The sequence below is a fragment of the Streptomyces sp. NPDC059900 genome, assembly GCF_050270335.1.
GTDB lineage: Bacteria > Actinomycetota > Actinomycetes > Streptomycetales > Streptomycetaceae > Streptomyces.
In genome coordinates this window covers 1-14762 of the sequence record NZ_JBNNJZ010000175.1, presented here as the reverse complement: position 1 = coordinate 14762, position 14762 = coordinate 1, and the positions used below count along the sequence as shown (strand labels likewise).

Genomic DNA, 14762 nt, shown 5'->3' with positions numbered 1-14762 from the left:
CGTACGCGGTGAGCCGGGTGCCTCCGGGGGAGTCGGTCGCCGATGCCGGGACGGGGCCGGGCCGCCCCGCCGGACGTACGACTCCGGAGAGGTCGTGCACCGCCTGCCGCACCCCCGCCCCCGGAGCCGTCCCCGCCGTGTGGAGCACCGCGCCGTCCGGTGCGTAGAGCACCGCCCAGCCGCTCAGCCGCGCCGCAAGGAGGCGCAGCACCGCCGGTACGGGATCGGGGCGCGCGGCGGCCGTGGCGAGGCCCTGCTGGGCCTCCGTGACGCGGCGCAGCTCGGCGTGCCTGGCCTCGGCCACCAGCTGCCACACCGCGCGGGCGACCCCGCTGAACGTCGTGCGCGGCGGCACCTCCAGGAGCGGCAGGCCGTGGCGGTCGCAGGCCGTGACCAGGGCGCGCGGCACCGTGTCGTGCACGGGCGCCACACCGAAGCCCAGGGCCGCGCCGCCCGCCTCGACGATCCGCGCCACGTAGTCGTCCAGATAGACGCCCGCGCCCACGGGGTCGGTGATGTGCACACCCGCGGTCAGGAGCAGCTCGCCGCCCAGGAGGTAGGGGTAGGGGTCGGCCATCTCCGAGGTGTGCACCCACTGGACGGCGGCCCCGCTCTCCCCGGCGTCGGGGCCCGCGATCTGGCGCAGGCCGAGATCTTCCCTGGCCAGCAGAGCGGTGAGCGGGACCGGCGGGGTCGGGGGAGGCGCTGTGGGGGCGGCAGGGTCCTGCACGGTGGATGTTCCATCCATGTCGATCACGGGAAGTGGATGAAACGTACACTTCAGCGTTGCTTTCCGGCCACCTAAGGTCGTGCCGACCCCGGGCCGCGGGTACGGGCGGATGTCCCCGCGGCCGGTTGTCACCCCCACCCATCTGCACGACCCCATCTGCACGACACGCCACCGAGGTGCGCGAAGGAGGGCCCCATGGCCGTCGACTACACAGTGATCGTCGTCTATCTCGCCGGCATGCTCGCGATGGGCTGGTGGGGCATGCGCCGCGCCAAGTCCAAGAGTGAGTTCCTGGTCGCAGGCCGCCGCCTCGGACCGTGGATGTACTCCGGGACGATGGCCGCCATCGTCCTGGGCGGCGCGTCCACCATCGGCGGCGTCGGCCTGGGCTACCAGTACGGGCTCTCCGGCGCCTGGATGGTCTTCACGATCGGCCTCGGCCTGCTCGCGCTGAGCGTCTTCTTCTCGGCGCGCATCGCACGCCTGAAGGTCTACACGGTCTCCGAGATGCTCGACCTGCGCTACGGAGGGCGCGCGGGCGTCATCTCCGGAGTCGTCATGTGGTCCTACACGCTGATGCTCGCGGTCACCTCGACCATCGCGTACGCCACGATCTTCGACGTCATCTTCGACATGAACCGCACGATCGCGATCATCCTCGGCGGCTCGATCGTCGTCGCCTACTCGACACTCGGCGGCATGTGGTCCATCACGCTCACCGACATGGTGCAGTTCGTGGTGAAGACCATCGGCGTGCTGCTCCTGCTGCTGCCCATCGCGGTCGTCAAGGCCGGCGGCTTCAGCGAGATGAAGGCCAAGCTGCCCACCGAGTACTTCGACCCGCTGGGCATCGGCGGCGAGACGATCTTCACGTACGTCCTGATCTATACGTTCGGCATGCTCATCGGGCAGGACATCTGGCAGCGCGTCTTCACCGCGCGCAGCGACAAGGTCGCCCGCTACGGCGGCACCGTCGCCGGTACCTACTGTCTCGTCTACGCGATCGCGGGCGCCGTCATCGGCACGGCCGCCAAGGTCATGTACCCGAAGCTGCCGAGCGCCGACGCGGCCTTCGCGACCATGGTCAAGGACGAACTGCCCATGGGCGTACGGGGCCTCGTGCTCGCCGCGGCGCTCGCCGCCGTGATGTCCACGTCCTCCGGAGCGCTCATCGCCTGCGCGACCGTCGCCAACAACGACATCTGGTCGCGGCTGCGAGGCGTCGTGAAGGCCGACGGAGCGGGCGACGAGCCGCACGACGAGGTGAAGGGCAACCGTCTCTTCATCCTGATCATGGGCGTCGCCGTCGTCCTCATCGCCATCGCCCTGAACGACGTCGTGCAGGCGCTCACCGTCGCCTACAACCTCCTCGTCGCCGGTCTGCTCGTGCCGATCCTCGGCGGCCTGCTGTGGAAGCGCGGCACCGCCGAAGGCGCGCTCGCGGCCATCGCCGCCGGTGGCCTCTCCGTCATCGGGCTCATGTGGGGCTACGGAATCCTCGCCAACGAGCCCATCTACTACGGCCTGCTGATCTCCCTGGCCGTGTACGTCGTCGTCTCCCTCGCCACGAAGCCCACCGACGCCTCGATCCTCGCGGCCTGGCGCGAACGGCTCGCGGGCCGGGGATCCCGAGAAGCGGAACCGGAATCACCGGTGGCCGTCTAGTCCTGCGCGCGGCCCGCTGCCGACAGCACTGTCAGCGGGCCGCGCGACACTTGTCCCAGCACCACAGCAGCACTCGTATCAGCAGGAGGAAACCGACCATGAGCACCGCCGAGACCCCGACCCCCCGCGGACCGGTCGACTCCTCCCGCATTCCCCGGTACGCGGGCCCGGCGACCTACGCCCGGCTGCCCCGCCTCGACGAGGTCGGCGGCAAGACGGACGTCGCCGTGGTCGGCGTGCCCTTCGACACGGGTGTCTCGTACCGCCCCGGCGCCCGCTTCGGCGGCAACGCGATCCGTGAGGCCTCGCGCCTCCTGCGTCCGTACAACCCCGCGCAGGACGCCTCGCCCTTCGCGCTCGCCCAGGTGGCGGACGCGGGCGACATAGCCGCGAACCCCTTCAACATCAACGAAGCCGTGGAGACCATCGAGGCCGCCGCCGACGACCTCCTCGGCTCCGGCGCCCGCATGATGACGCTCGGCGGCGACCACACCATCGCCCTGCCGCTGCTGCGTTCCGTCGCCAAGAAGCACGGCCCGGTCGCCCTGCTGCACTTCGACGCGCACCTGGACACCTGGGACACGTACTTCGGCGCGGAGTACACCCACGGCACGCCGTTCCGCCGGGCCGTCGAGGAGGGCATCCTCGACACCGAGGCCCTCTCCCACGTCGGCACGCGCGGCCCGCTGTACGGCAAGCAGGACCTCACCGACGACGAGAAGATGGGCTTCGGCATCGTCACCTCGGCGGACATCTACCGCCGCGGCGCCGACGAGGTCGCCGACCAGCTGCGCCAGCGCATCGGCGACCGCCCGCTGTACATCTCCATCGACATCGACTGCCTGGACCCGGCCCACGCGCCCGGCACGGGCACCCCGGAGGCGGGTGGCATGACGTCGCGCGAGCTCCTGGAGATCCTGCGGGGGCTCTCCTCCTGCAACCTCGTCTCGGCCGACGTCGTCGAGGTCGCCCCCGCCTACGACCACGCGGAGATCACGGCCGTCGCCGCCTCGCACACCGCGTACGAGCTGACGACGATCATGTCCCGCCAGATCGCGGAGGCCCGGACCACCGAGGGGAGCGCGGCCAAGTGACGCACGACCACGACGTAGTACTGCGGCCCACCGACGCACAGCGGGACGCGGCCCTGAGCCCGCCCCCGGGGCGCAACGGCGGCGACCTCGTCGTGGAGACCCTCCAGGGTCTCGGCGCCACGACGGTCTTCGGCCTCCCCGGCCAGCACGCGCTCGGCATGTTCGACGCCCTGCGGCGCTCGTCCCTGTCGTACGTGGGCCTTCGCGTCGAGAACAACACGGGCTTCGCGGCCGACGCGTACGGCCGGATCACCGGTGAGGTGGCCCCGCTGCTGCTCTCCACCGGCCCCGGCGCGCTGACCTCGCTCGCCGCGCTCCAGGAGGCGGCGGCCGGTTCCTCGCCCGTGCTCGCGATCGGCAGCCAGATCCCGGTGGCGGGCCTCGGCGGCGGCCGGCACGGCTACCTCCACGAGCTGCGCGACCAGCAGGCGTCCTTCCGCGACATCGTGAAGTCCGTCCACACGGTCCGTACGGCCTCGCAGATCCCCTCCGCGATCGCCGCGGCCTGGGAGTCGGCACTCACCGCCCCGCACGGCCCCGTGTGGGTGGAGATCCCGCAGGACGTCCTGCTCGCGGAGACCACCCTGCCCGTGGTCACGGCCATGGACGCCACCCCGGACGAGGTCGTCCCGCGCCCCGAGCTGACCGCGGTTGCGGCCGACCTGCTGTCCCGGGCAGAGCGCCCGGCGATCATCGCGGGCGGCGGAGTGGTGCGCTCGGACGCGAGCGGCAAGCTCCTCGCCCTCGCCGAGCTGGTGAACGCGCCCGTCGTCACGACGTTCGGCGGCAAGGGAGCCTTCCCCTGGGAGCACCCGCTTTCGCTCCAGTCGTGGCTTGAGGACCGGTACACCACGGACTTCCTGGAGGACGCCGACGTCCTCCTTGTGGTCGGCTCCGGGCTAGGCGAGCTCTCCTCGAACTACCACACGTTCAAGCCGCGCGGCCGGGTCATCCAGATCGAGGCGGACGCCGGGAAGCTGGAGTCCAACCACCCGGCGCTCGGCATCCACGCGGACGCGCGCCTCGCGCTCTCCGCGCTCCTGGAGACGATCGACGCTCCCCGCGAGGACCCCACGGCCCCCGAGCGGGTCCGCACGGTCCTGGCCAAGGTCAAGGAGCGCATCGCCGCCCAGGAGCTCACCCTGGAGCAGCAGGTCCTCGCCTCGGTGCGCGAGGCACTGCCGGACGCGGCGCCGTCCTTCTGGGACATGACGATCCTCGCGTACTGGGCCTGGTCCGCCTTCGACGCGCGGCGCCCGAACACGATGCACTCGGCGCAGGGCGCGGGCGGCCTCGGGTACGGCTTCCCGGCGGCCCTCGGCGCCGCCGCGGCCGACCCGACGAAGCCGGTCCTCGCCGTGTCGGGCGACGGCGGCGCGATGTACTCGATCGCGGAACTGGCCTCAGCCAAGCAGCACGACCTGCCCGTGACCTGGCTGATCGTGGACGACGGGGGCTACGGAATCCTCCGGGAGTACATGTCCGACGCCTTCGGCGAGCCCACGGCCACGGAGCTCTCCCGGCCCGACTTTGTCGCGCTCGCGGAGTCCTTCGGGGTGCCGGCGGTCCGTACGACGCCGGAGGCCCTGCGCGACGACCTCGCGAAGGCGCTCGCGGCCCCCGGACCGTCGGTGGTCGTGCTCCCGGCGGTGCTCCGGATGTTCGAGCCGACGCACCTCTGAGCCCCGTCAGCCGTAGCTGACTCCCGGCGTCACCCGCGTCACGCGCGGTGACGCCGGGACTCTTTTTGCCACCGACCAGGCAACCGGCGCATTACAGATCGGTCATCTGTTCCCAAATTTGTGCAACCCCCTACTGGTGCCGGTGAGTCAAGAGGGGTGAGTGTGCCGGGGGGCGCGCTTGTACGGGCCCGGGGGGCCTCGTACGAAACCCAAGGGGATGGGAAGACTCCATGAATCACCCGGTATCCGGGATATCCAGGCGTGCCCGCGTGCTCTCGGCGGGCCTCGCCGCCGGGGTGCTCGTGCCGCTCGGCGCCACCGTGACCGCCACGCCCGCGGCCGCCGCGGCGGCACCGCAGGTCACCTGCACCTCCGCGCAGAGCGGCCTGGCCGCCAAGCTCAAGAAGGACATCACGACCGCGCTCAAGAACCGCAAGGGCACCGTCGCGGTCGGCCTCCACGACCGCACCACGGGCACCACCTGCACCCTGCGCCCGACCACCTCGTTCGACTCGGCGAGCGTCGTCAAGGCGACCGTGCTCGCCACGCTCCTGTGGGACGCCCAGAAGACCGGCCGCGCGCTGTCGTCCCGCGAGAAGTCCCTCGCCACCGCCATGATCACCAAGTCCGACAACAACGCCACCAGCACGCTCTGGCGCCAGCTCGGGGTGACCAAGGTGAAGGGCTTCCTCACGGCGGCCAAGATGACCAAGACCGTGCCGGGCTCCGGCGGCTACTGGGGCCTGACCCGGATCAACGTCACCGACGAGCAGAAGCTCCTCGCCCTGTTCACCGGCAAGAACGCCGTCCTGACCGACGCCTCCCGCGCCTACGTCCTCAAGCTGATGGGCAAGGTCGTCTCCTCGCAGCGCTGGGGCACCCCGGCGGGCGCGCCGTCCGGCGTCGCGATACACGTCAAGAACGGCTGGCTCCAGCGGTCCACCCACGGCTGGCGCGTGCACAGCATCGGCGCGTTCAAGGGCGGCGGCCACGACTACACGATCTCCGTGCTCACCCACGGCAACAGCACCATGAACTACGGCGTCGCCACCATCCAGGGCGTGGCCAAAGCGGTCCACAAGGACCTGGCGCCCAGGGTCTCGGCGGCCGGGCGCTACACCCCGACGGTCGCCCCGCGGGAGGCGTTCGTGGCGGTCCCCGGCAGCTGACGGGCCCCACCAGGGGCGCGGATGTTCGAGGCCGCCCACCTCTGAGTGGTCCTAGGACCTCCGACCCGTCTTTGTTGCGGTGGGATGAAATTGTCGTCCCACCGCGTTGGGCCTCTCGGCAGGTCAGGTCGACGGGAGGCAGCACGTGACGGAGCAACGGGGCGGGGCCGAGCCGGAGAAATCCGGCGGGACCGAGGCGGTGGATCCCGGCTGGGCGAAACGGCTCACCGGGTACGCGTGGCGCTACCCCAAGGACGTCGTGCTCGCGCTCGGGTCCTCGCTCGGCGGCATGGCCGTCATGGCGCTCGTACCGCTCATCACCAAGGTGATCATCGACGACGTCATCGGGGACAAGTCGCGCGACATGGGTCCCTGGGTCGGCGCCCTCGTCGGCGCCGCCGTCCTCGTCTACGTCTTCACCTACATCCGCCGCTACTACGGAGGGCGCCTGGCCCTCGACGTCCAGCACGACCTGCGCACCGAGATGTACGGGACGATCACCAAGCTCGACGGGCGGCGGCAGGACGAGCTGTCCACCGGACAGGTCGTCGGCCGCGCCACCAGCGACCTCCAGCTGATCCAGGGCCTGCTCTTCATGCTGCCGATGACCATCGGCAACATCCTGCTCTTCGTGATCTCCCTCGTGATCATGGCGTGGCTCTCCCTGCCGCTCACCCTCGTCGCGCTCGCCGTCGCCCCCGCCCTCTGGTTCATCGCCAAGCGCAGCCGCAGCCGCCTGCACCCCTCCACCTGGTACGCGCAGGCCCAGGCCGCCGCCGTCGCCGGAGTCGTGGACGGCTCCGTCTCCGGCGTACGCGTCGTGAAGGGCTTCGGCCAGGAGGAGCAGGAGACCGGGAAGCTCCGGGAGGTCGGCCGCAAGCTCTTCGCGGGGCGGCTTCGCACCATCCGCCTGAACTCCAAGTACACCCCCGCCCTCCAGGCCGTGCCCGCGCTCGGGCAGGTCGCCATGCTCGCGCTCGGCGGCTGGCTCGCGGTGCGCGGACAGATCACCCTCGGCACGTTCGTCGCCTTCTCCACCTACCTCGCCCAGCTCGTCGGGCCCGTCCGCATGCTCGCCATGGTGCTCACCGTCGGCCAGCAGGCCCGCGCGGGCGCCGAGCGCGTCCTGGAGCTCATCGACACCGAGCCGACGCTGAAGGACGGCACCAAGGAGCTGCCCGCCGACGCCCCGGCCACCGTCGAGTTCGACGACGTCTCCTTCGCCTACGAGGACAGCCGCCCCGTCCTGGACGGCCTCTCCTTCGAGATCAGGCCCGGCGAGACCCTCGCCGTCGTCGGCACGTCCGGCAGCGGCAAGTCCACCGTCTCGCTGCTGCTGCCCCGCTTCTACGACGTGACGCACGGCGCCGTCCTCGTCGGCGGGCACGACGTGCGCGAGCTGACCACCGACTCGCTGCGGGCCGCCATAGGCCTCGTGCCCGAGGACTCCTTCCTCTTCTCCGACACCATCCGCGCCAACATCGCGTACGGAAAGCCGGACGCCACGCAGGAGGAGATCGAGACCGCGGCCCGCGCCGCCCAGGCCGACGGCTTCATCTCCGAGCTGCCCGACGGGTACGACACCACCGTCGGCGAGCACGGCCTGACCCTCTCCGGCGGCCAGCGCCAGCGCGTGGCACTGGCCCGCGCCATCCTCACCGACCCCCGCCTCCTCGTCCTGGACGACGCGACATCGGCGGTCGACGCGCGCGTCGAGCACGAGATCCACGAAGCCCTGCGCGGCGTCATGGCGGGCCGCACCACCCTCCTCATCGCCCACCGCCGCTCCACCCTGAACCTCGCCGACCGCATCGCCGTACTCGACGGCGGAAAGCTCGCCGCGATCGGCACGCACGAAGAGCTGACCGAGGGCTCGGCGCTCTACCGGCGCCTCCTTACCGACCCCGAAGAGCTCGGCGGCGTATCGCCCGGCCACGCGGTGCCGGTAGAGATCCCCGAGGACACCTCCGTACGCGCCGAGCTCGACGCCGAGTTCGACGCCGAGCGCGGGATCACCCCGCAGCTCTGGGTGGGCGACCGCGAGCCCAAGGACACCGCGATGTCCGGGATGCCCGCGACGCCCGAACTCCTCGCGCAGGTCGACGCGTTGCCGCCGGCCACCGACACCCCCCGCATCGACGAGGCGCGCGCGGTCACCCCGGAGGAGTCGTACGGCCTGCGCCGGCTGCTCGCCGGGTTCGGGAAGCCGCTGCTGTTCGCGCTGCTCCTGGTCACCGTCGACGCGGGCATGGGCCTGCTGCTCCCCGTGCTGATCCGGCACGGCATCGACGAGGGCGTGTCCCAGCTCGCGCTCGGCGCCGTGTGGGCGGCGTCCGGCCTCGCGCTGCTCGCCGTGCTCGTCCAGTGGACGGCGCAGATCGGCGAGACGCGGATGACCGGACGGACCGGCGAGCGGGTGCTCTACTCCCTCCGCCTGAAGATCTTCGCCCAGCTCCAGCGGCTCGGACTCGACTACTACGAGCGGGAGTTGACCGGGCGCATCATGACCCGGATGACGACCGACGTGGATGCCCTGTCCACCTTCCTCCAGACGGGCCTGGTCACCGCCTTCGTCTCCGTCGTCACCTTCTTCGGCATCATGGTCGCGCTCGTCGTCATCGACGTGCAGCTCGCGCTCGTCGTCTTCGCGACGCTGCCGCCGCTGATCATCGGCACGTTCTTCTTCCGCCGCTCCAGCGTCAAGGCGTACGAGCTGGCCCGTGAGCGGGTCTCGGTGGTCAACGCCGACCTCCAGGAGTCCGTCGCCGGGCTGCGCATCGTGCAGGCCTTCCGGCGCGAGCGCTCGGGCCGCGAGAAGTTCGCCGAGGGCAGTGCCGCCTACCGCAGCGCGCGCATCCGCGGGCAGTGGCTGATCTCGGTCTACTTCCCGTTCGTGCAGCTGCTCTCGGCGGTCGCCGCGGCGGCGGTCCTGATGGTCGGCGCGGGACGTGTGGAGGCCGGGACACTGACCACCGGCGCCCTGGTCGCCTACCTCCTCTACATCGACCTGTTCTTCGCGCCCGTCCAGCAGCTCTCCCAGGTCTTCGACGGCTACCAGCAGGCCACCGTCTCGCTCGGCCGCATCCAGGAACTGCTGAGGGAGCCGACCTCGACCGAGGCCGCGGACGAGCCGCTCGACGTGCTGTCCCTGCGCGGCGAGATCGCCTTCGAGGACGTCGACTTCGCGTACGGCTCCGACGAAGAACCGGAAGAGGCGCTGAGCGACGTGCGCCTGCGCATCCCCGCGGGCCAGACCGTCGCCTTCGTCGGCGAGACAGGCGCGGGCAAGTCGACGCTGGTCAAGCTCGTCGCCCGGTTCTACGACCCGACCGGCGGCCGGGTCACCGTCGACGGCACCGATCTGCGCTCCCTGGACCTCACCGCGTACCGCCACCGCCTCGGTGTCGTGCCGCAGGAGGCCTACCTCTTCGCGGGGACGGTGCGCGACGCGATCGCCTACGGGCGGCCCGAAGCCACCGACGCGCAGGTGGAGGCCGCGGCCCGCGCGGTCGGCGCGCACGACATGATCGCCACCCTCGACGGCGGCTACCTCCACGAGGTCTCCGAGCGCGGCCGCAACCTCTCCGCGGGACAGCGCCAGCTCATCGCCCTGGCCCGCGCGGAGCTCGTCGACCCCGACATCCTGCTCCTCGACGAGGCGACCGCGGCGCTCGACCTCGCCACGGAAGCGCAGGTCAACCAGGCCACCGACCGCATCGCGGGCAGGCGCACCACCCTGGTCGTCGCCCACCGCCTCACCACCGCCGCCCGCGCGGACCGTGTGATCCTGATGGACCACGGCCGGGTCGCGGAGGACGGCACGCACGAGGAGCTGCTTGCCCTCGACGGGCGGTACGCGACGCTGTGGCGGACGTTCGTGGGCGAGACCGAGCCGTCCGCCGCCTAGCCCGCAGGACACACCTGTTCGACCCGCCGGACACATCTGGCCGACCCGTCGAACGAATCGGGGCCCTCGCGCAACCGGGGGCCCCGTGGTCCGCGTCCGTACATCAGTACGCTGATGCGGAAGTGTCGGGAGGGAATCTGGTGAGCAGTGGTCGAATACGGCGGAGCCTTGCGCTCGGCGCCGTCGTCCTTGCGACTGCCGTCCTGCTGGGTGTCGCGGGCGCCGGTGCGGCGCAGGCACAGGCGCAGGCCGGGCGCTGCGCCGGGCACAAGGTGCGCACCCTCTCCTTCAGCACGGGCAAGGTCCTCGTCTACAAGAAGCGTGGCTACGTCTGCGCCGTCACCGTCGCCAAGCGCCCCGGCGCCCGCAAGACGATGTCGGTCAGCGTCCAGGCCCGCGGCAGCCGCCCGGCCAGGGACAAGGGCAGCTACACGCATCACGCGGGCCCGGTGACGGTGCACGCGGGACACCGGTGCGTGTGGGTGAAGGGGAAGGTGGGCGGGGGGAGTACCAGCTCGGGCTGGATCATGTGCTGAGACGGATGCCCTGTTTGTGTCGTACTGCGACGTACTGCGTCCGGGTGTGACGCAAGAGCCCCTAGGCGTGAGCGAGTTGCTCCGATAAGTTCCGGCGGACGCAATCGCGAACTTAGGGGAGAGTGCATGCGCAAGGCGCTCAGATGGCTGCTGTCGCTCGTGGTGCTCATAGGCATAGGCACCGCAGGGACAGCGAGTGCGGCAGGTGCGGCCACCGCCGCGAAGCCGCAGGCCACGGACATCAAGGACCGGCTCCTGGCGATACCGGGCATGAGCCTGGTCGAGGAGAAGCCGTACACCGGCTACCGCTACTTCGTCCTCAACTACACCCAGCCGGTCGACCACCGGCACCCTTCCAAGGGCACCTTCAAGCAGCGCCTGACGGTCCTGCACAAGGACACCGCCCGCCCCACGGCCTTCTTCACCAGCGGCTACAACGTCTCGACGACGCCCAGCCGCAGTGAGCCGACGCGGATCATCGACGGCAACCAGGTCTCCATGGAGTACCGCTTCTTCACGCCGTCCCGTCCCGAGCCCGCCGACTGGTCCAAGCTCGACATCTGGCAGGCCGCGAGCGACCAGCACCGCATCTTCAAGGCGCTCAAGCCCATTTACGACAAGAAGTGGGTGGCGACCGGCGGCTCGAAGGGCGGCATGACCGCCACGTACTACGAGCGCTTCTACCCCAAGGACATGGACGGCGTCGTCGCGTACGTCGCCCCGAACGACGTGGTGAACAAGGAGGACTCGCGCTACGACGAGTTCTTCAAGACGGTCGGCACCAAGGAGTGCCGCGCCAAGCTGGAGGCCGTGCAGCGCGAGGCGCTGGTGCGCCGCGAGCCGCTGGAGAAGAAGTACGCCGCTTTCGCCGCCGAGGGCAACTACACCTTCAAGACGGTCGGCAACCTGGACAAGGCGTACGAGGCCGTCGTGCTCGACCTGGTGTGGGGCTTCTGGCAGTACCAGCCGGAGTCCGCGTGCGCGGACGTGCCGGACGCCAAGTCCGCCTCCGACCAGGCGATCTTCGACTACGTCGACGCGGTGGGCGGCTGGACCTCCTACACGGACCAGGGCCTGACCCCGTACACGCCGTACTACTACCAGGCCGGTACGCAGCTGGGCTCGCCCGACATCAAGCAGCCCTGGCTCGGCGACCTGAGCCGCTACGGCTACCAGCCGCCGCGCAACTTCGTGCCCCGTGAGATCCCGATGAAGTTCAAGTCCGGTGCGATGGCGGACGTGGACCGCTGGGTGCGGCACAACGCGACGCGCATGCTGTACGTCTACGGGGAGAACGACCCGTGGGGTGCCGAGCCGTTCCGTCCCGCCAGGGGCGCGAAGCACGACTCCTACGTCTTCACCGCGCCGGGCGCCAACCACGGCGCGAACGTGGCAGGTCTCGTCCCCGCGGAGAAGGCCAAGGCCACGGAGCGGATCCAGGCCTGGGCCGGCGTCTCCACCTCCGCGTCCCCGAAGCCGCTGGCTCCGTACGACGCGAAGCTCGACCGCAAGGACCAGCAGAAGCAGCTGACCCTGCGCCCGTAGGAATCACCGGCTCCGCCGAGTTCGTCCTCGAACGCCGGACTGGCTGTTCCAGCCCGTCCGGCGTTCGAGGACACAGAAGAACCCCGTTCAGACCCGCACCGCGCACCCCACCGGCCTCCGGCCCTCCAGCGACACGTACAGCTGCGTCGCGGCAGGACACAGGGCGCGCTCCGGGACGGCCGAAGTCACCCGGTACTCCGGAGCCCTCGCGCCCGACCCGTCGCAGGCGGTCTCCCGCACCTCTCCGCGCCCCGCGCCGTACACGCAGTCCCCGACGATGGTCCGGGGCCCGCCCCCGCCGCCGGGATCCCCGGGATGCGGCAGTTCGAGATTGCGCATGCACGCGTAGCCGCGCGGAACCGTGCCGTCCCCGTCCTCGTCCCCCGCGGGCCGCCCCTCGCTGATGTGGAGCACGAAGTCCGTGCGGGCAGGGCACGCGGGCCCCTCGGCGACCGTGTCGTCGTAGCGCGCGACGACCCGCGCCGCCGCCCGTTCACTCGTGCACGGCACCTCCGTGAAGGTCGCGCGCCCCCGTGAACTGCACTCGTCCACGGCGAGGAACACCGCTCCGTACCCGGACGGGGACACCGACGAGGAAGGCTTGCGGTCCGACGACTCCGATCCGGGGTCCGAGGACTTCTGGCAGCCGCTCACGCCGGCGAACACCGCGAAAAGCACCCCCGCACACCGCAAGCCCAGCATGGCGCGCATGGCAAACCCCCCGATATGTGCACCCAGCGTGACCCGCAGGAGCGGGCGCACGCCAGGTGCGCGGGGTGCTTTGGGTCAGGTGGAGGCGGCGCGCCGGGGGCGCGGCGTACGGATCAGTACGTCAGGCCGTACCCGACCGGATACAGCACCTGCGCCGGATCATCCGCCCGCTGCACCGGCACGGGCAGCTTCCCCCGCGGACGGACGCGCCCCGCGATCACCCGTACCGCGGCGCGCAGTTCGACGTCCGTCCAGCAGTAGGCGGCGAGGGACGCGCCCACTCCCGGCAGCCGCGCCACGTCGTAGGGATTGCGGATCGCCACGGCGACGACCGGAACACCCGTCGCCACCAGCGCGTCGACCAGGGCGATCTGCGCGCTCCCCGCCCCCACGTTGTACGTGCCCACGAGCACCGCGTCCTTGCCCGCGGCGGCCGCCACCGCCTCGGCGATCTTCGCGGCGGAGGGTGCGGTCCCGGTCGGCAGGACCGTCGGCGTGAAGCCGAGGTCCGTCAGCTCGCGCCCGATGACGGTCGTCGGCGGCCCGGTCGTGCCCGAGGGCGACGCGGGGTCAGCGCCCACGACGAGCACGTCCCGCTGGGTACGCCGCGACAGCGGAAGGATCTCGTCCTCGTTGCGCAGCAGCGTCGTCGTCTCGTCGGCGATCCGGTCGGCGGCGGTGAGGTGCGCGCGCGTGCCCACGGCCTGGTCGACCTCGCGGGAGGTGACGTACGGGTCGGAGAACAGGTCGAGCTTCGCCTTGAGACGCAGGATGCGCAGGATCGATTCGTCAAGGCGCGCCTCCGTCAACTCGCCGTCCCGTACCGCCTGGAGCACCGCGTTCCAGGCGATCTCCGGCTTCGGCGGGTTCAGGAGCTGGTCCACGCCCGCCTTCAGGGCCAGCACGGGGACGCGGTCGTCGCCGTACTTCGTGCGGACGCCCTGCATGCCCAGCGAGTCCGTCACCACGACGCCGTCGTAGCCGAGTTCCTCGCGCAGGATGCCGGTGAGGATGGGACGGGAGAGCGTGGCGGGGTCCTCGGCCGGGTCGAGCGCCGGGACCACGATGTGCGCGGTCATGATCGAGTCGATGCCCGCGGCCACCGCCGCCCGGAACGGCGGGGCGTCCAGGGTCTCCCACTGCTCGCGGGTGTGGTGGATGTACGGCAGCTTGGAGTGGCTGTCGTCCTTGGTGTCGCCGTGGCCCGGGAAGTGCTTGGAGGTGGAGGCGATCTCCGTGCTCTGGTAGCCCTTGACCTGCGCGGCGACCAGGCCGGCGACCGCCTCGGGGTCCGAGCCGAAGGACCGTACGCCGATGACGGGGTTGGCCGGATTGACGTTCACGTCGGCGACCGGGGCGTAGTTCTGGCGGATGCCGAGCGCGCGGAGTTCGGCGCCGGCGATCCGGGCCGCCTTGCGCGCGGTGGAGCGCGAGCCCGCGGCTCCCAGGGCCATCGCGCCGGGAAGCAGCGTGGCGGGGATGCCCACGCGGGCCACGGCGCCGTGCTCCTGGTCGGTGGAGATGAGCAGCGGGATGCGGGCGGTCGGGGAGTCCTCCGGGTCCAGGGCCGCGTGCTGGATGCCGTTCGAGAGGTCGGCGATCTGGTGCGGGGCGCGGGTGTTGTGGGCCCAACCCAAGTAGATTATGACCCCGAGCTGGTCCTTAGCGACCGCCTCGGCTGCCGTAAGGACGCCGAGTTCTTCGCGGATGGAGTCGATGTCCG

At 71.2% G+C, this 14762-nt stretch carries 10 protein-coding genes; 7 read left to right on the top strand and 3 right to left on the bottom strand.

Annotated elements, in window-relative coordinates:
• On the bottom strand, nucleotides 1-748 hold a 748-nt coding region (locus ACQKIP_RS22590), incomplete at its 3' end, for a PucR family transcriptional regulator ligand-binding domain-containing protein (RefSeq protein ID WP_427743896.1).
• 177 nt (nucleotides 749-925) lie between these two features.
• Between ACQKIP_RS22590 and ACQKIP_RS22585 the strand changes: the two genes are divergently transcribed.
• The 7 genes from ACQKIP_RS22585 (at nucleotide 926) to ACQKIP_RS22555 (ending at nucleotide 12328) form a co-directional block, all read left to right on the top strand.
• Nucleotides 926-2395 (top strand): sodium:solute symporter, encoded by a 1470-nt coding sequence (locus ACQKIP_RS22585; protein WP_365857578.1) that lies wholly within the window; start codon nucleotides 926-928, stop codon nucleotides 2393-2395.
• Nucleotides 2396-2493: 98 nt separating this feature from the next.
• Nucleotides 2494-3489 carry an agmatinase gene (speB, locus tag ACQKIP_RS22580; protein WP_365857580.1) on the top strand — a complete coding sequence of 332 codons (996 nt, stop codon included), beginning with the start codon at nucleotides 2494-2496 and terminating at the stop codon, nucleotides 3487-3489.
• Nucleotides 3486-5171 (top strand): thiamine pyrophosphate-binding protein, encoded by a 1686-nt coding sequence (locus ACQKIP_RS22575; RefSeq protein ID WP_365857583.1) that lies wholly within the window; start codon nucleotides 3486-3488, stop codon nucleotides 5169-5171. The genes speB and ACQKIP_RS22575 overlap by 4 nt, the downstream gene beginning before the upstream one ends.
• 230 nt (nucleotides 5172-5401) lie before the next feature.
• Nucleotides 5402-6340, top strand: coding sequence for a serine hydrolase (locus tag ACQKIP_RS22570; protein ID WP_365857586.1), 939 nt, complete (start codon nucleotides 5402-5404; stop codon nucleotides 6338-6340).
• A gap of 199 nt (nucleotides 6341-6539) precedes the next feature.
• A complete protein-coding gene (locus ACQKIP_RS22565) occupies nucleotides 6540-10247 on the top strand; it encodes an ABC transporter ATP-binding protein (RefSeq protein WP_365858018.1) in 3708 nt (1235 codons plus the stop codon).
• A gap of 140 nt (nucleotides 10248-10387) precedes the next feature.
• Nucleotides 10388-10783 (top strand): hypothetical protein, encoded by a 396-nt coding sequence (locus tag ACQKIP_RS22560; RefSeq protein ID WP_365857588.1) that lies wholly within the window; start codon nucleotides 10388-10390, stop codon nucleotides 10781-10783.
• 126 nt (nucleotides 10784-10909) lie between these two features.
• Nucleotides 10910-12328 (top strand): S28 family serine protease, encoded by a 1419-nt coding sequence (locus ACQKIP_RS22555; protein ID WP_365857590.1) that lies wholly within the window; start codon nucleotides 10910-10912, stop codon nucleotides 12326-12328.
• Nucleotides 12329-12415: 87 nt separating this feature from the next.
• On the opposite strand, the gene ACQKIP_RS22550 is transcribed toward ACQKIP_RS22555, so the two are convergent.
• Together ACQKIP_RS22550 and ACQKIP_RS22545 are read right to left on the bottom strand one after the other, a co-directional pair.
• The gene (locus tag ACQKIP_RS22550; protein ID WP_365857592.1) at nucleotides 12416-13039 is read right to left on the bottom strand and encodes a hypothetical protein; all 624 of its coding nucleotides are present in this window, start codon (nucleotides 13037-13039) and stop codon (nucleotides 12416-12418) included.
• A 113-nt stretch (nucleotides 13040-13152) separates the two neighbouring features.
• Nucleotides 13153-14762, bottom strand: a 1610-nt coding sequence (locus ACQKIP_RS22545) for a glycoside hydrolase family 3 protein (protein ID WP_427743892.1), incomplete at its 5' end; no start/stop codon positions are given.